The organism is Catenuloplanes niger (assembly GCF_031458255.1).
GTDB lineage: Bacteria > Actinomycetota > Actinomycetes > Mycobacteriales > Micromonosporaceae > Catenuloplanes > Catenuloplanes niger.
On record NZ_JAVDYC010000001.1, the window covers coordinates 5779866 to 5795311 of the forward strand.

Annotated in this window: 15 protein-coding genes and 2 pseudogenes; 10 read left to right on the top strand and 7 right to left on the bottom strand. The window is 72.8% G+C overall.

Annotation, left to right across the window (positions count from 1 at the left end; translation table 11 throughout):
- The first annotated feature begins 6 nt into the window (after positions 1-6).
- From lepB (J2S44_RS25715) to J2S44_RS25740, 6 genes are all read left to right on the top strand, one after another.
- Positions 7-813 (top strand): signal peptidase I, encoded by an 807-nt coding sequence (gene lepB / locus J2S44_RS25715; RefSeq protein ID WP_310429921.1) that lies wholly within the window; start codon positions 7-9, stop codon positions 811-813.
- Positions 810-1454: a signal peptidase I gene (gene lepB, locus J2S44_RS25720; protein WP_310418957.1), complete on the top strand. Its 645-nt coding sequence runs from the start codon at positions 810-812 to the stop codon at positions 1452-1454. Before lepB (J2S44_RS25715) ends, lepB (J2S44_RS25720) begins: the two co-directional genes overlap by 4 nt.
- Before the next feature lie 20 nt (positions 1455-1474).
- On the top strand, positions 1475-1933 hold the full coding sequence (locus tag J2S44_RS25725; RefSeq protein ID WP_310418959.1) for an NUDIX hydrolase: 459 nt from the start codon (positions 1475-1477) through the stop codon (positions 1931-1933).
- On the top strand, positions 1926-2801 hold the full coding sequence (locus tag J2S44_RS25730) for a ribonuclease HII (protein ID WP_310418962.1): 876 nt from the start codon (positions 1926-1928) through the stop codon (positions 2799-2801). Before J2S44_RS25725 ends, J2S44_RS25730 begins: the two co-directional genes overlap by 8 nt.
- The gene (locus J2S44_RS25735) at positions 2798-3121 is read left to right on the top strand and encodes a DUF2469 domain-containing protein (protein WP_033343857.1); all 324 of its coding nucleotides are present in this window, start codon (positions 2798-2800) and stop codon (positions 3119-3121) included. Before J2S44_RS25730 ends, J2S44_RS25735 begins: the two co-directional genes overlap by 4 nt.
- A 312-nt stretch (positions 3122-3433) precedes the next feature.
- Entirely contained in the window at positions 3434-3571 is a 138-nt protein-coding gene (locus tag J2S44_RS25740) for a hypothetical protein (protein WP_310418965.1), read from the top strand.
- Between the two features lie 144 nt (positions 3572-3715).
- Here J2S44_RS25740 and J2S44_RS25745 read toward each other — a convergent pair whose 3' ends face one another.
- The 7 genes and pseudogenes from J2S44_RS25745 to J2S44_RS25775 all read right to left on the bottom strand — a co-directional run bounded on the left by J2S44_RS25745 (position 3716) and on the right by J2S44_RS25775 (position 11079).
- On the bottom strand, positions 3716-4432 hold the full coding sequence (locus J2S44_RS25745) for a murein hydrolase activator EnvC family protein (RefSeq protein ID WP_310418968.1): 717 nt from the start codon (positions 4430-4432) through the stop codon (positions 3716-3718).
- An 848-nt stretch (positions 4433-5280) separates the two neighbouring features.
- The gene (locus J2S44_RS25750; protein WP_310418970.1) at positions 5281-6468 is read right to left on the bottom strand and encodes an aminotransferase class V-fold PLP-dependent enzyme; all 1188 of its coding nucleotides are present in this window, start codon (positions 6466-6468) and stop codon (positions 5281-5283) included.
- Between the two features lie 40 nt (positions 6469-6508).
- Positions 6509-7012 (bottom strand): annotated as a pseudogene (locus tag J2S44_RS25755) (tyrosine-type recombinase/integrase); the annotation flags it as partial.
- Positions 7013-7681: 669 nt separating this feature from the next.
- Positions 7682-7951 (bottom strand): annotated as a pseudogene (locus J2S44_RS25760) (site-specific integrase); the annotation flags it as partial.
- A 61-nt stretch (positions 7952-8012) separates the two neighbouring features.
- On the bottom strand, positions 8013-9194 hold the full coding sequence (gene dprA, locus J2S44_RS25765) for a DNA-processing protein DprA (protein ID WP_310418973.1): 1182 nt from the start codon (positions 9192-9194) through the stop codon (positions 8013-8015).
- Entirely contained in the window at positions 9191-10711 is a 1521-nt protein-coding gene (locus J2S44_RS25770; RefSeq protein ID WP_310418976.1) for a YifB family Mg chelatase-like AAA ATPase, read from the bottom strand. The genes dprA and J2S44_RS25770 overlap by 4 nt, the downstream gene beginning before the upstream one ends.
- Positions 10712-10719: 8 nt before the next feature.
- A complete protein-coding gene (locus J2S44_RS25775; RefSeq protein WP_310418979.1) occupies positions 10720-11079 on the bottom strand; it encodes a YraN family protein in 360 nt (119 codons plus the stop codon).
- Positions 11080-11239: 160 nt separating this feature from the next.
- On the opposite strand from J2S44_RS25775, the gene J2S44_RS25780 reads away from it, so the two are divergent.
- From J2S44_RS25780 to pyrH, 4 genes are all read left to right on the top strand, one after another.
- Positions 11240-12256 (top strand): hypothetical protein, encoded by a 1017-nt coding sequence (locus tag J2S44_RS25780; RefSeq protein WP_310418982.1) that lies wholly within the window; start codon positions 11240-11242, stop codon positions 12254-12256.
- A gap of 278 nt (positions 12257-12534) precedes the next feature.
- Positions 12535-13425: a 30S ribosomal protein S2 gene (gene rpsB / locus J2S44_RS25785; RefSeq protein WP_310418985.1), complete on the top strand. Its 891-nt coding sequence runs from the start codon at positions 12535-12537 to the stop codon at positions 13423-13425.
- 107 nt (positions 13426-13532) lie between these two features.
- On the top strand, positions 13533-14363 hold the full coding sequence (gene tsf / locus J2S44_RS25790; RefSeq protein WP_310418988.1) for a translation elongation factor Ts: 831 nt from the start codon (positions 13533-13535) through the stop codon (positions 14361-14363).
- Between the two features lie 194 nt (positions 14364-14557).
- Positions 14558-15325 (top strand): UMP kinase, encoded by a 768-nt coding sequence (gene pyrH / locus J2S44_RS25795; RefSeq protein WP_310418991.1) that lies wholly within the window; start codon positions 14558-14560, stop codon positions 15323-15325.
- Positions 15326-15446 lie beyond the last annotated feature (121 nt).

Consider the following 15446-nt stretch of genomic DNA (forward strand, 5'->3'; position numbering starts at 1 on the left):
AAGCAGATGGCGCTCTGGCTGGAGCTGCCGATCCTGCTGGTGGTGGCGTTCTGCCTGGCCGTGCTGATCCGCACGTTCCTGGTGCAGGCGTTCTACATCCCCTCCGGGTCGATGGAGAACACGCTGCTCGTCGGCGACCGCGTGCTGGTGAACAAGGTCGTCTACGACGTGCGCACGCCGGAGCGCGGCGAGGTCGTCGTGTTCCGCGGCACCGACCGGTGGGCCCCGGAGCACACGGACGACACCTCCGGGCTGACGTTCATGACCAGGCTCAGCCGTACGATCGGCGACCTGGTCGGCGTCGGCCGGCCCGGTGAGAAGGACTTCATCAAGCGGGTGATCGGCGTCGGCGGCGACACCGTCTCGTGCTGCGACGAGCAGGGCCGCATCCTGGTCAACGGCATGCCGATCGACGAGCCGTACATCTTCGAGGACTCGCCGCTGGACGACACGGTCGGCGACGGCAACGACTGCCGCTCCCGCCGCTTCCAGGAGATCGTCATCCCGGAGGGCCAGATCTTCGTGATGGGCGACCACCGGTCGGTCTCCCAGGACGCCCGCTGCCAGGGCCCGGTCCCGGTGGAGAACGTGGTCGGCCAGGCGTTCGTGATCGTCTGGCCACGGGACAGCTGGGCCGGGATTCCCGTACCGGAGGTGTGGGACGACGTGCCGGACTCCGCCGCGGCGCCTCAGGACACGACCCCTGACACTCAAGGAGGATTCGTGCTCACTGTCCCCTTGTTGGCATCTCTGGCGTTTAAGGCGCGTTCCCGGTCTCGGTTCTCAGCCCGTCGTCGTAGGCTGCCTTCGTGATCGACGAGCAGACCGACAAGCCACGCAGTTCGTTCTGGAAAGAACTCCCCATCCTCCTCGGTGTGGCGCTGCTTGTCGCCATCCTGGTGCGGACGTTCGTGCTCCAGACGTTCTACATCCCGTCCCCCTCCATGGAGCACACGCTCAACGTCTACGACCGGGTCCTGGTCAACAAGCTCGTGTACAACTTCCGTGACCCGGCGCGCGGCGAGATCATCGTGTTCGAGGCGCCGGAGGGCTGGCGCAGCACGCCCAAGGGCGAGGACTTCATCAAGCGCATCATCGGCGTCGGTGGCGACCGGGTCATGTGCTGCGACGCACAGGGGCGCCTCCAGGTGAACGGCGTCTCGCTCGACGAGCCGTACATCTACGCGGAGAACGGCATCCAGGACCCGGCCGCGTCCACCGAGTTCGACATCGTGGTGCCGGACGGCCGACTCTGGGTGATGGGCGACCACCGCTCACAGTCCGGCGACTCGCTGGAGCACTGGACGACGTCGGACGGTGACATGGCGAAGTCCACGATCTCCGAGGAAGCGGTCGTCGGGCGTGCCTTCGTGCTGTTCTGGCCGTTCTCCCGGGTCGACTGGCTGTCCGCGCCGGAGACGTTCGAACAGGTCCCGTCCGGCAGCGGCGGCTGAGGGTCTCCTAGGCTGGTGTGATGGTGGACTTCGTGCCGCGCCGGGCGGCTCGTGTGCTGCTGGTCGACGAGGCCGGGCGGCTGCTGCTGTTCCGGGGCGTCGACCCGGGACGGCCCGGCGAGCCGTACTGGTTCACGATCGGTGGTGGCCTCGACGAGGGGGAGACGCCGGCCCAGGCCGCCGCGCGCGAGCTGCGCGAGGAAGCCGGGCTGGACCTGCCGGTGGCCGAGCTCGGCGAGCCGGTGCACGCGGAGGTGACCGAGTTTCCGTTCGACAGCGTGTGGTACCGGCAGGAACAGGAGTTCTTCCTGGTACGGGCGGCCGGCGGTGAGATCGACACGAGCGGGTTCGACGAGATCGAACGGGAGAGCATCACGTCGTACCGGTGGTGGTCCGCGTCCGAGCTGGCGTCCGCGACCGAGCCGGTGCACCCCGCCGGCCTGGCCGACCTGCTGCGGCGGGTGACGGCCGGTGCTTAGCCCGCCGAAGACGATCGTCCGGCGTGAGGGTGGCATCTACGCGCTGGAGCGGGCGCTGCAGCGCCGCGGGTTCACGCTGGTCGCCGGCGCGGACGAGGCCGGACGTGGCGCGTGCGCGGGCCCGCTGGTCGCGGCCGCGGTGGTGCTGCCGACCGGGAAACGCGGCGAGATCGACGGCCTGACCGACTCGAAGCTGCTGACCGCCGCCGCGCGCGAGCGAATCTACGCAGAGGTGGTCAAGCGGGCACTCGCGTACTCGGTCGTGGTCATACCCCCCACCGAGGTGGATGCGCGCGGTCTGCATGTGTGTAACCTCGCGGCCATGCGCCGCGCGCTGGCCTCGCTGGCCGTCCGCCCCGAGTACGTCCTCACCGACGGCTTCGCGGTGGACGGGCTCGGCGTGCCCGGGCTCGCCGTGTGGAAGGGCGACCAGGTCGCCGCATGCGTGGCGGCGGCGAGCGTGCTCGCCAAGGTCACCCGAGACCGGATCATGGTGGAGCTGGACGCCGAGTTCCCGGCCTACGGCTTCGCCGACCACAAGGGGTACGTGACCGCCGAGCACAACGCGGCACTGGCGGAACATGGCCCGTGCGTGGAGCATCGGTACTCGTACGCGAACGTGGCTGCCGCGTCCGGCCGCGACGGCAGCCCACCGCGGGCCCGCCGTCCGGTCTCAGCGGAGTCCGATCGCCCGTCGGTCGTGTCGTCCGGCGGCACCGGTGCCGCGCCCGTGGGCGCCGCCACCGGGGCCGAGGCGATGGCACGGGTCGCCGCGGGCTGGAGTACCGTCGGCGTGGCATCGGAGCAGCAGCCACGACCGCCGACGTGGGTGGGGGAAGATGGCCAGATGAAGGGCGGACAACGATGAGCGCAGAAGATCTCGAGAAGTACGAGACCGAGATGGAGCTGCAGCTCTATCGGGAGTACCGCGACATCGTCCGTCAGTTCTCCTATGTGGTCGAGACCGAGCGGCGCTTCTACCTCGCGAACCACGTGGACCTCCACGTCCGGAACTCGGACGGCGAGGTCTACTTCGAGGTCGAGATGCAGGACGCATGGGTCTGGGACATGTACCGGCCGGCCCGCTTCGTCAAGAACGTGCGCGTGATGACCTTCAAGGACGTCAACGTCGAGGAGCTGGAGAAGCCGGAGATCTCGCTGCCGACGGACACCGGCTTCCCCAGCTGACGTTCTCCCCTCCTTTCCGGCCCGGGGCCGCGGTATCCCACCGCACTCCGGGCCTCCGCATGTGTAGGGACCGGCCTCCCCACTCGGTGCGCCACGAGGCTGGCCGGTAGGTCGGGTTTCGCGGCCGGTGCGGCCGCGGCGTTTGTCGCTTGTGGCTAGGGACGTGAGCGGCCGGCCGAGGACACGGGCGGCTGCGTCGCGCGGAGTCGCCAGGTCTCGCGGAGGACCGCGCGGCGGTTCTGTGCCGCGCTGCCTTTGCGCCGCGCTTCCCTCCGTTCCGTGCTGTGTCCCGCGCCGCGTTCGGGACCTGTCGTGTCGTGTTCCGCGCAATGCCATGGCGCGTTCCTGCCCGCGCTGCCCGCGCTGCCCGCGCTGCCCGCGCTGCCCGCGCTGCCCGCGCTGCCCGCGCTGCCCGCGCTGCCCGCACTGCCCGCACTGCCCGCGCCGTAGGGGTTCGGCGGTGCGGAGCGATCGCAGCGCGGGATCAGCAGCGCGTCAGGGACGCGAGGTGCGGTGTGTTCGTGGCGCGGCTGTGTCGGCGCGGTGTGGTGGGCCCTTGCGGCGCGATGTGTCCTGGGCAGTCGGTTGCGGCGGTCAAGGGTTTGGTTGCCGGGGCAGGAGGCGGGCTCGGCCGAGACCGAGCACCAGCAGGGGATCGAGGTACTCGGCACCTCGGCGCAAACCCCAGTGCAGGCAGGCGGCAGCCGGACAGCCGGGATGACCGGTGGCCAGCGTGCCCAGGGGAGTACCGGCCGTCACGGGCTGGCCGCGTGCGATGCCGACGTGCACCGGCTGGTAGGTCGTGCGCAAGCCGCCGGGATGCTCGACACTCACCACGCCTTGACCCGCGACCTGACCGGCGAAGAGCACCGTGCCTGCTCCGGCGGAACGAACGATCGTCCCGGGAGATGCGCCGAGATCCACGCCGCGATGACCGGGCAGCCAGCGCTGTGGCGGCGGATCGAAGCGACGGACGATCTGCGGAGGCGGCCCGCTCAACGGCCAGCTGTACCTGACCCCGGCTTGTGCGGACGAGCCGGTAGACGGCCCGCGACCCGACGTCGCCGGGGTCGGGCCGCCGGCAGACGGTGGCCCGGCTGAAGGTGGCGCGGTTGCCGCAGGCGCGGTTGCCGCAGGTGCGGTTGACGATGGTGTCTCCGGCGGACTCGATCTGGTGTCCGGTAACTGCGTCGGTGCGACCTGCGAGACCGGTGCGGTCGAGCGAGTGACGGAGCGTGAAGGCGGCGCGCTGCCGGCCGGCAGGAGTGCCGCCAGACTGAGAACGGCCAGGGGGAGTGCGGTGAGGTGCATGAGCCGAGGATTGCGTGAACGGTGCGCCCGCCGAATGCCGATTCTCGGATCTGTGGACAAAGTTTCTGCCTGTGGATAACCCGCCGCAGACCTGCAGCCCGGCTCACACTGGACCAGTAACGAAGCCACAAACCAGCAGGGACAAGCCGACGTCGGCCCGTCGCGACGTCGACCTGGACCGGCACGATGCTGGCCGTGCTCGCCATCGGTCGCTATCGGCTCGCCTTGACTACCGCGTCCTCCGGTCTGGCCTGTGCCGTCGCGGGGCCGCGGGGCCGCCGGGCCGCCGGGCTGCCGGGCCGCTGTGTTGGCGTGCCGGCGCGCTGCAGTGCTGCCGCGCCGACTGAATGCCGGCACGTCGGCGCGCCAGCGTGTTGCCGTGCTGAGGTGCCATCGTGCCTTCGCTGCAATTGAGCGTGGACCGGCTTCTTGGCCTGGTTAGGCGGTTCTGTGGTTCGGGGCGAGGCCTGGTCCAGGGGCGGGGGACATGGTGGGTTTGGTGTTCGGCTGCGGTGACGGGTGCTCTGGTCCGGTGTGGTGCCGTGTGCCCGGGTGGGAGAGCGCGTGAAGGTGGCGCACGATTGGATTCGTTTTTCGGGCGGTGTTACCGGAGGAATCGAAGGAGGGTGGTTTCGACGCCGGTGCCGGGCACGTTTCCGGTCGCCTGCCTGCCGGGATCGTCGAGGCGGCGTCGTTCGGGAGGAGTTGGAGAAGGGCCGTTCGCGCGTGGGGTGCGGATTTGTCTTGCGGCCACGGATCGTGCAGGGAGGAGCGCCAGCGACGACCGGTGCCCGCGGGAGTGTGCGGAAATCGGCCCGCCGGAAGCGGGCAAAGTGAATGTCATTCGGTCAGCTGCCGGCGGTGAGCAGCGCGGGGAGTCGTGCGGCGAGGCGGTCGTATTCGTCCGGCTGGTTGTAGACCTGGGCGGAGATGCGTAGCCAGCCGCGGGAATTCCAGGCGTTGATGCCGACTGCGGCGCCGAGTTTGTCCGCGATGCGGTGGCGGAGGGCGACCGCGTCCGCGTCCGTCGTGGCGACGCCGGACGGGAGTGGCACGACGCGCATCGCGATGCCGGCGCCGCCGGGATCGGGCAGGTCGGCGGGGCGGAGACCGAGCGCGGCGCCGATCACCCGCTGACCGTAGGCGGCCAATGCTGCGTTGTGGGCGCGGACCCGGTCGTGACCGAGGGTGCGCAGCACGAAGAGGCCGGTCGGCGCGGACAGCCACGGGCTGTAGTCGAGTGTGCCCTGGGACTCGACGTTCGCGGGAAATCCGTCGTCGTGGTCCCAGGAGACGGCGAGTGGTTCGATGCGGTCCCGCCAGCGCGGCGCCACCGTCAGCATCGCCACCGAGCGTGGTGCGAACGCCCACTTGTGCAGGTTGCCGACCCAGAAGTCGGCGCCGATCCCGTCGACTGCCAGCGGCAGCATGCCGGGGGCGTGGGCGCCGTCGACCAACACGGCCACGTTGGCGCGGTGGGCGGCCTCCACGATGGGCACGAGCGGGAACAGCTTCACCGTGGAGGACGCGACCTGGTCCACGATCAGCAGGCGGGTGCGGTCGGTGAACGCGGCCCGGAGCAGCGACACCACCTCGCCGTCGCCGGCGGTCAGCGGTACCGCCACGGTGCGGGCCACGGCACCGGTCCGGCGGCATTCCCGCGCCACCGCGATCGCGACCGAGCCGTAGCCGTGATCGGTCAGCAGGATCTCGTCGCCGGCCCGCAGGCCCATCGACTGCAGCACGATCGCGACACCGGCGGTCGTGTTCGGGATCAGCGCGGTGCCGTCCGGGTCCGCGCCGAACTGCGTCGCCAGGTGCCGCCGGGTGTGCCCGACCCGATCGCGCAGGCCCCGGGTGTAGAACCGCATCGGATCGAGCTCGACCTCGTCGCGCAGACGCTGCTGGGCGCGCTGCACCGCGATCGGGGTCACGCCGACCGTGCCGTGGTTCAGGTAGGAGACGGCCGGATCCAGTGAGAAGAGCAGTCGTGCACCGGCGATTGTGTCCGGCGGCCGTACGTCACCAGTGCCCACCCGTCGATCGTAAGGGGCGCAGCGGCGCGGACGCTGCTTTTCAGGCGCGGGGGTGAGCCTGACGGTACGCCGCACGCAGCCGCTCGACCGACACGTGCGTGTAGATCTGCGTGGTCGCCAGCGACGCGTGCCCCAGCAGCTCCTGCACCGAGCGAAGGTCGGCACCGCCCTCCAGCAGGTGGGTGGCGGCGGAATGGCGCAGCCCGTGCGGCGTCGTGTGCGGCAACCGCTCGGCCCGCGCGTAGGCCGCCACGATCCGGCGCGCGATCGTCGGCTGCAGGCGGCCTCCGCGCGCGCCGAGCAGCAGGGCCGGTCCGCTGTCCCCGCTGGCCAGGGTGGGGCGCGCGAGACGGAGATAGGCGTCGAGCGCCCGCTCGGCCGGTACACCGAACGGGACCGAGCGCTCCCGGTTGCCCTTGCCGAGGACCCGGACCAGCCGGCGCGCGCGGTCCAGATCGGAGAGGTCGAGGCCGCACAGCTCACTGACCCGGATGCCGGTGGCGTAGAGCAACTCCAGTACGAGACGGTCGCGCAGCTCCACGGGTGTGGGCGGTGTCCCGCCGGCCTCGGCGCCCGCTTCACCTCCGGCAGCGCCCGAGACCCGGCCGGTGCCCACCGATCCGACCGCAGGGCTGGCTGCGGAACCTGAGCCGACTGCGGCGCCGGAGTCGGCTGGCTCCGCAGTGGTGCTTGGTGCCACCGGTTCGCCTGCGGCGCCGGAGCCGGTTGCGGTGCCGCAGGCGGCTGGCTCGGCAGTGGCGCCGGGCACCGCCGGTCCGGTTGCGGTGCCGGAGTCGGCTGGCTCGGCAGCGGCGCCGGGCATCCCCAGCGCGGCTGCGGCGCGGGAGCCGGTTGGCTCGGCAGTGGTGGCTGGCGCCGCCGGTTCGCCTGCGGCGCCGGAGTCGGTGGCGGTGGTGGAGTCGGTTGGCTCGGCAGCGGCGCCGGGGACCGCAGGTCCGACTGCGGACCCGGGCCGGCGGGGGCCGGGCGTGGCACCGGGCACCGTTGATCCGGCCGCCGTGCGGCCGGCCTGTCTCGATGCGGAGGCGGGGGACGAGACCAGCGCGGCCGCCTGGTCCGCGCGGAGTGCTCCGGGCAGCGTGCGGTGCGCCCGCGGGCTGGCCAGTTGGGCACCCACGTCGTGCTCCAGGTGGCCGGCTCGGTGTGCCCAGGCCGTGAGCGCCCGGGCCGACGCCGCCCGGCGGGCCATCGAGGTGCGCGCGGCGCCGTGCGCGCGCTGGGTCGCCAGCCAGCTGCGCAGCTCGGCGATGTCCAGGTCGGCAATCGTCGAACAGCCGGCGGCGGCCGCGTGACCGAGCAGCGAGACCACGTCGCCCACGTAGGCCCGCACCGTGTGTGCCGAGCGGTCCTGGACGGTGGCCACGTGATGGGCGAACTCGTCGACGATCGTGCGCATCCCGGCCGGGAGGCCTTCGTACACGTCCTGTGTCGCGCGAGTGCGCGGCGGCTCGCTGCTCCCCATCCGTCGACGGTCCGCCCCGGACCGCCGGTCGTCAACTCGGCACGCGCGCGGCGCGCGGCCGTCATGGCGATCCACGGCGCGGCCGGGCAAGTTTGTAGGCGCCGTCGCGTGCGGTGACGAGGCCGAGCTCGGTGAGCAGGGCCAGACGGCGGAGGGTGGCGCGCGGGCCGATGCCGGTCCGGGCGGAGAGCTGGTCGGGCGTGATCTCGCGGCCGGCCTGGAACGCCTCCAGGAGGCGGGCGGACTCGTCGTCGAGGCGGTCACGGTCGCGGACGTCGCCGCGCGGGCGGGGCGCCAGGTCGGCGCCGATGGTGCCGACCTCCTCCAGGATGTCGGCGGCGCCGGTGACCAGGCGGGTGCCGGGCTGGTGGCGGAGCACGTCGTGGCAGCCGACGGACATGGCGGAGCCGACCGGGCCGGGCACCGCCATGGCGACCCGGCCGGGCAGGCCGCACGCCCGGCCGAGCGTCTGGACGGCACCGCTGCGGGCGGCGGCCTCGACCACGACCGTGCCGCGCGTGGCGGCCGCGATCAGCCGGTTGCGGACCAGGAAGCGGTGCCGCAGCGGATCCTCGCCCGGCGCCCACTCGCTGACCAGCAGGCCACCGTCGATGATGCGCTCGAAGAGCGCGGTGTTGCCGGCCGGGTAGGGCCGGTCGACGCCGCACGCGAGCACCGCGACGGTGACGCCGCCGGCCCGCAGCGCGGCGCGGTGTGCGGCACCGTCGATGCCGTACGCACCGCCGGAGACGACGGTCCAGCCCCGGCCCGCGAGGTCGAAGCCGATCTCCGTGGCCAGCCGGTTCCCGTACTCCGTGGCGGCGCGGGCGCCGACGACCGCGACCGAGCGGGCGAGGGCCGCGGCGAGCGGCAGCGACCCGCGGACCCACAGGCACAGCGGCGGCCGGGTGTCCCGGTCGACCCGGTGCGGTCCGCCGCGCAGGTCGATGGTCCGCAGGTCGGCGACCTGGTCGGGCCATTCGGCGTCGCCGGGGACGACGAGCCGCGCTCCGACCTGCTGCGCACGCTCCAGTTTCTCCTCGGCGGTCCGCAGCGGGTCACCGGCCCGCAGGCGCGCGGCGGCCGTGTTCCGCGTGCCGGAGTGGCAGGACGGGTCGTGCAGGATGCGCCAGAGCGCTTCGGGCGCACCGTGTGCCTGGACCATCTCCCAGCCGATCAGGTGCCCGGGCTCGAGCAGCCAGTTCAGCGCGACCCGGGCCAGCCGGTCCTCCCGCGTGCTCATCCGTGCTCCCCGGCGCGCAGCTGGCTGGCCTCGGCCACCTCGTCCGCCCCGGGCCGGTCCAGACCGTCCAGGTCGGCGACGGTCCAGGCCAATCGGAGCGTGCGATCGAAGCCGCGGGCGGTGAGCGAGCCGCTGTCCAGCGCGCGCTGGAGGCGGTCGACGTCCGGCCGGGGCAGCTGCCAGGGCGGCCGGCGCAGGGCGGCGCCGGGAACCTCCGCGTTGGTGCGCCAGCCGTGCGCGGACCAGCGTGCCGCGGCCGCGGCACGGGCCTGGGCGACCCGGGCGGCGACCGTGGCGGAGGTCTCGCGCGGCGTGTCCGCGCCGACCAGGTCGGCCGCGCGCATCGGGTGCAGCCGGACGCGCAGGTCGAGGCGGTCGAGCAGGGGCCCGGAGAGCCGGCCGAGGTAGCGACGGCGGGCCACCGGCGTGCACTCGCAGGCGGCGTCCCCGGCGGGCTTCGCGCACGGGCACGGATTCGCCGCGATGACCAGCTGCACGCGGGTGGGGTATTCGGTGGTGCCGCCGGTGCGGTTGAGCGTGACCCGGCCGGACTCCAGTGGCTGGCGCAGCGAGTCGAGCACGCGCGCGGCGAACTCCGGCGCCTCGTCGAGGAACAGCACGCCGCGGTGGGCCAGGGACAGCGCGCCGGGACGGGCCAGGCCGGAGCCGCCGCCGACCAGCGAGGCCAGGCTGGCGGTGTGGTGCGGGGCCTGGAACGGCGGTCGGCGGATGAGGCGGCCGCCGGGCGGCAGCGTGCCGGCGATCGAGTGCACCGCGGTGACCTCCAGCGCGGCCTCGTCGTCCAGCTCGGGGAGCACGGACGGCAGGCGCTCGGCGAGCATGGTCTTGCCGGCGCCGGGTGGCCCGATGAGCGCGAGGTGGTGCGCGCCGGCGGCGGCGACCTCGATGGCCCGGCGCCCGACGGCCTGCCCGGCCACGTCGGCCAGGTCCGGGCCGGGCGGCACCGGGGGACCGGGCGAGCCGGGTGGCGGGAGCAGCGTGCCCGAGCCGCGGACGAAACCGATCAGCCGTTGCAGCGTGTCGACCGCGCGGACGTCCACGCCGGGGACGACGGTCGCCTCGTCCGCGTTGTGCAGCGGGACGACGGCGCGGGTGAGACCGGCCCGCGCGGCGGCGGCGACCATCGGCAGGATGCCGCGGATCGGGCGCACGGTGCCGTCGAGGCCCAGCTCACCGAGGATCGCGACGCCGTCCAGGCCGACCGGTGGCAGCCCGCCGGCGCACGCCAGGATGCCGGCCGCGATGGCCAGGTCGAAGGCGGAGCCGCGCTTGGGCAGGGTGGCGGGGAGGAGGTTGACGGTGAGCCGCCGGTTCGGCCACTCCTCGCCGGAGTTGACGATCGCGGCGCGGACCCGGTCACGAGCCTCGTTGAGCGCGGTGTCGGGCAGGCCGGTGAGCGTGACCCCGGGCAGGCCCGGCGCGATGTCGACCTCGACCTCGACCAGGTGGCCCGCCACGCCGACCAGCCCGACGCAGCACACCTTGGCGTAGCTCATCGCGGCCGTCAGAACGCGCTTCGGACGTGCTCGACCGAGGCCGCGCCACGACGCCGGGCGGTCACCGCGACCACGTCGAAGCGGACGTGGCCACCGTGACCGGGTGCGTCGGCGAGCCAGTGCGAGGCGACGCGCCGCAACCGCTGCTGCTTGCGCCGGCCGACGGCCTCGGCGGGCGCGCCGAACGTCGTGGACCGGCGCGTCTTGACCTCACAGAAGACGACGTCGTCGCCGTCGGAGAGGATGATGTCGATCTCACCGTCGGCGCACTGCCAGTTGCGGGCGACCGGGGTCATCCCCGCCTCGACCAGGTGCCGCAGTGCCACTCGTTCCCCGTAGGCGCCGACCGCGCGGGTTGTGGTTGTCATGGGTTCACCGTGGTGCGGGGTGGGGGCGGGGGCAACGGCTCATGATCGAGATGTGGAGCGGGAAACCGCCTGTGGAAACGCGGATGATCTCGCGGTGGTTGTGGTACCCGCTCGCGTGGGGAGTAGCGCCCGGAAGTTCCGGTGACATACGGTGCCGACCGTGGATGGACGTCGGTTTGCAGATGAACCAGAACCGCAGTGGTACGGCGACTGGCGCACCCCCGCCGCCGACGAGCCCGCGGACGACCCCCGCGCGGCGACCCGCCCCCGCCGCGCCTCGGACCCGCTGACCGACCCGACCGGGTACAGCGACCACTGGAACGTGCCACGCACCCGGACGCCGGAGACGCCGGACACGGCCGAGCCCCGGTCGCGGCACGGCCAGGAGCGCGGCTACGAGCTCGACGCCGTCACCGGGCGCGGCCTGGAGGCGCTTCCGGTGGTCACGCCCACCGCCGCGGCCCCGGCCGCCCCGGAGTTCGCCGCGCCGCCGGAGGTGAGCGGCGTCACGGCCCCGGACGCGAGCCGCACCGCGGCGTACCCGCTGACCGGCGACGTCCCCCGGTTCCGCACCGAGGCCCTGGACCGCGCCGCCCTGCGCCGTCCGCCCGCGAGCCCACCCGCCCCCGACCCCGCCGCACCGGACCTCGCCGCGGCGAGCCCGGGACCGGTGAGCCCCGGACCGGCGGTCCCCGGCGCGAGCCCGTTGATTCCCGGCGCCACGCACCCGCCCACGGCCCCGGCCTTCATCCCGCCCGCCGGCGAGCCGCCCTACATTCCGGTCAGCCCGGCCCCCGGCGAGCCGCCCTACGTCCCCGCCGGTGACGCGCCCTACGCGCCCGCCGGCGGCGCGCCCTACTCCGCCCCGGCCGGCGGCGAGCGCGTCTACACGACCCGCCGGCCGATCCTCGCCGTACCCATCGGCCTGGTCGCCCTGCTCCTGGAGATCCCGGCGCTGCGCCTGCTCCTGGACGGGTTCACCGGCGGCACCGCCGCGGCCGGCAACCTGGTCAGCGGTCTCGCGCTGGCGCTCAGCCTGCCGCTCACCGGCGTCGGCCTCTACGCGCTGCTGACCACCGGCCGCGCCGCCGATCACCGCACGTGGTGGCGCCCGCCGCTGGCGTACCTCCCGCTCGGGATCGTCCTGCTCCTCGCGGCCGCGATCGCTGCCAGGTAGAACGGGAAACGAGAGCCCTCCCGGGGCGGCACCCCGGGAGCGGCGTATGCTGGTCCACGGCGACCGCCACCGGCGGTCGACCTCGCGCGCCTTCTTCACGGCGGTCGATGATCACGGAATGTGATCATCGATTCCCCGTCGTGGGGCGCCGGCCTCCCTGGTCCCGTTCTCGGCGCAAGCAGAAGCGACGGGCCCACCCTGGCCGGCGACCGGGCGCCAGGCGCCGAGCCGACTGGCATCGGCGGCACAACCAGGGACGACGCAGGGAGCATTTCACCATGGCTGTAGTCAGCATGCGCCAGCTGCTGGAGAGCGGCGTGCACTTCGGGCACCAGACCCGTCGCTGGAACCCGAAGATGAAGCGCTTCATCTTCACCGAGCGCAACGGCATCTACATCATCGACCTCCGCCAGACGCTCGACTACATCGAGAAGGCGTACGAGTACATCAAGAACACCGTCGCCGAGGGCGGCAGCATCCTCTTCGTCGGCACCAAGAAGCAGGCGCAGGAGGCCATCGCCGAGCAGGCGACGCGGGTCGGCCAGCCGTACGTGAACCACCGCTGGCTGGGCGGCATGCTGACCAACTTCCAGACGGTCTACAAGCGGCTGCAGCGGATGAAGGAGCTCGAGGCTCTGGGCGACCTGACCGGCACCGCCGCGGGTTACACCAAGAAGGAGACCCTGCAGCTCTACCGGGAGAAGACCAAGCTCACCAAGACGCTGGGCGGTCTCCGGGACATGCAGAAGGTGCCGTCGGCGATCTGGGTCGTCGACACCAAGAAGGAGCACATCGCGGTCGACGAGGCTCGCAAGCTGGGCATCCCGGTCATCGCGGTGCTGGACACCAACTGCGACCCGGACGAGGTCGACTTCCCGATCCCGGGCAACGACGACGCGATCCGCTCCGCCGAGCTGCTGACCCGCGTGGTCGCCGCGGCGGTCGCCGACGGTCTGATCGCTCGCTCCGGCCGCGCGGGCCGTGGCGGCGACAAGCCGCAGGGCACCGCCGTGGGCGCGGACGAGCCGCTGGCCGAGTGGGAGCGTGAGCTGCTGGAGTCCGGCGAGAAGAAGGCCGCCGACGCCGAGGCGCCCGCCGCGACGGTTCCCGCCGCCGCTGCCCCCGCCGAGGCCCCGGCCGCCGAGCCGGCGCCGGCCGCCGCCGAGTAAAGCCGTCTCCGAGTAAAGCCGAGCAAGAAGCAGCACGACGCGGTGCGGGCCGGCGACGGCCCGCACCGCACCTGCCGCCAGCCGACACAGACATCGAAGAGAGAGTCATGTCCAACTTCACCGCCGCGGACGTCAAGAAGCTGCGCGACCTCACGGGCGCCGGCATGATGGACAGCAAGAAGGCCCTGACCGAGGCCGAGGGCGACTTCGACAAGGCCGTCGAGCTGCTCCGCATCAAGGGCGCGAAGGACGTCGGCAAGCGTGCCGGCCGTACCGCCGCCAACGGTCTCGTCGCCCACTCCGGCAAGGCGCTGCTCGAGATCAACTGTGAGACCGACTTCGTCGCGAAGAACGCCGACTTCGTCGCGTTCGCGCAGGAGCTGGTCGAGCACGGCGCGGGTGCCGGCGTCACCGACGCGGAGGGCCTGAAGGCCTCCACGCTGGCCGACGGCCGCACCGTCGACGCCGCCGTCCAGGAGCTCTCCGCCAAGATCGGTGAGAAGCTGGTCGTGAACCGGTTCGCCGTTCTCGACGGCAACACCGCCGTCTACCTGCACCGCAAGGCGCAGGACCTGCCGCCGGCCGTCGGCGTGCTGGTGGAGTACACCGGCAAGTCCGACGAGGCCGCCGACGCGGACGCGCGCGCCGTCGCGATGCAGATCGCCGCCATGCGCCCGAAGTACGTCACCCGCGACGAGGTCCCGGCGGACGTCGTCGAGTCGGAGCGCCGGATCGCCGAGCAGACCGCCCGCGAGGAGGGCAAGCCGGAGGCCGCGCTGCCGAAGATCGTCGAGGGCCGGGTCAACGGCTTCTTCAAGGACACCGTGCTGATCGAGCAGGCCTCGGTCGCCGACAGCAAGAAGACCGTGAAGCAGGTTCTCGGCGAGGCGGGCATCGAGATCACCCGCTTCGTCCGGCTCGAGGTCGGCCAGGCCTGATACCGGGCTCACGCACGACACGGCGCCGGCTTGCAGGCCGGCGCCGTAGGCCATGACACGAGGAGGCCGTTGGTGTACTGCGACAGGCACCGCGGTCTCCTCGTCGCATATGGTGCACACCGCGACGGTCATGTGTCGGCGTGGCAGCGCCGGCGGGTAAGTCAGAGACAACAGGTTGAGGGAAGGCGGGTCGCATGACGGTGGTGACCGAGCAGGTCGTTCCGGTGGAGGACGCGGCGGGCTCACCGACGGGCGGCAAGCCCCGGCGGGTCGTGCTGAAGCTCTCCGGCGAGGTCTTCGGCGGCGGCAGCATCGGCGTCGACCCGGATGTGGTGTCGGCCATCGCGCGGCAGATCGCCACGGTGGTCCGGCGCGGTGTCCAGGTCTCCGTGGTCGTCGGCGGCGGCAACTTCTTCCGCGGCGCCGACCTGCAGAAGCGCGGCATGGACCGCAACCGGGCCGATTACATGGGCATGCTCGGCACCGTGATGAACGCGCTCGCGCTCCAGGACTTCCTGGAGAAGGAGGGCGTCGAGACGCGCGTGCAGAGCGCGATCACGATGGCCCAGGTCGCCGAGCCGTACATTCCGCTGCGCGCGATCCGGCACCTGCAGAAGGGCCGCGTCGTGATCTTCGGGGCCGGCGCCGGCATGCCGTACTTCTCGACGGACACCGTGGCCGCCCAGCGCGCGCTGGAGATCAACGCCGACGTGGTCCTGATGAGCAAGAACGGCGTCGACGGCGTCTACACCGCGGACCCGCGGACCGACCCGACCGCCACCAAGCTCGACTTCGTCACGTTCGCCGAGGCCCTGCAGCAGGGCCTGCGGGTCGCCGACGCGACCGCGTTCAGCCTCTGCATGGACAACGGGATGCCGATGCTGGTCTTCGGCGCCGAGGGGCCGGACACGATCATCAAGGCCGTGGGCGGCGAGAAGATCGGCACCCTGATCACCGCCTAGGGCGGGCAACACAAGATCAAATTGAAGAGCATGATGGGGTACGGGAGGCGCCGCGCCGCGTGCGGCGAGCAGCCCTGCCGGACCAGTGGATGACCCCGGGTATTGGACGCAGCACCCGCCG

What these genes read in the sequence shown, in the direction of transcription:
- J2S44_RS25725 (WP_310418959.1), top strand. Translation starts at nt 1,475, where the DNA reads ATGGTGGACTTCGTGCCGCGCCGGGCGGCTCGTGTGCTGCTGGTCGAC.
- rpsB (WP_310418985.1), top strand. Translation starts at nt 12,535, where the DNA reads ATGGCTGTAGTCAGCATGCGCCAGCTGCTGGAGAGCGGCGTGCACTTC.
- dprA (WP_310418973.1), bottom strand. Translation starts at nt 9,194, where the DNA reads ATGAGCACGCGGGAGGACCGGCTGGCCCGGGTCGCGCTGAACTGGCTG.
- J2S44_RS25735 (WP_033343857.1), top strand. Translation starts at nt 2,798, where the DNA reads ATGAGCGCAGAAGATCTCGAGAAGTACGAGACCGAGATGGAGCTGCAG.
- pyrH (WP_310418991.1), top strand. Translation starts at nt 14,558, where the DNA reads ATGACGGTGGTGACCGAGCAGGTCGTTCCGGTGGAGGACGCGGCGGGC.
- tsf (WP_310418988.1), top strand. Translation starts at nt 13,533, where the DNA reads ATGTCCAACTTCACCGCCGCGGACGTCAAGAAGCTGCGCGACCTCACG.
- lepB (WP_310429921.1), top strand. Translation starts at nt 7, where the DNA reads ATGGCGCTCTGGCTGGAGCTGCCGATCCTGCTGGTGGTGGCGTTCTGC.
- J2S44_RS25770 (WP_310418976.1), bottom strand. Translation starts at nt 10,711, where the DNA reads ATGAGCTACGCCAAGGTGTGCTGCGTCGGGCTGGTCGGCGTGGCGGGC.
- J2S44_RS25775 (WP_310418979.1), bottom strand. Translation starts at nt 11,079, where the DNA reads ATGACAACCACAACCCGCGCGGTCGGCGCCTACGGGGAACGAGTGGCA.
- J2S44_RS25745 (WP_310418968.1), bottom strand. Translation starts at nt 4,432, where the DNA reads ATGCACCTCACCGCACTCCCCCTGGCCGTTCTCAGTCTGGCGGCACTC.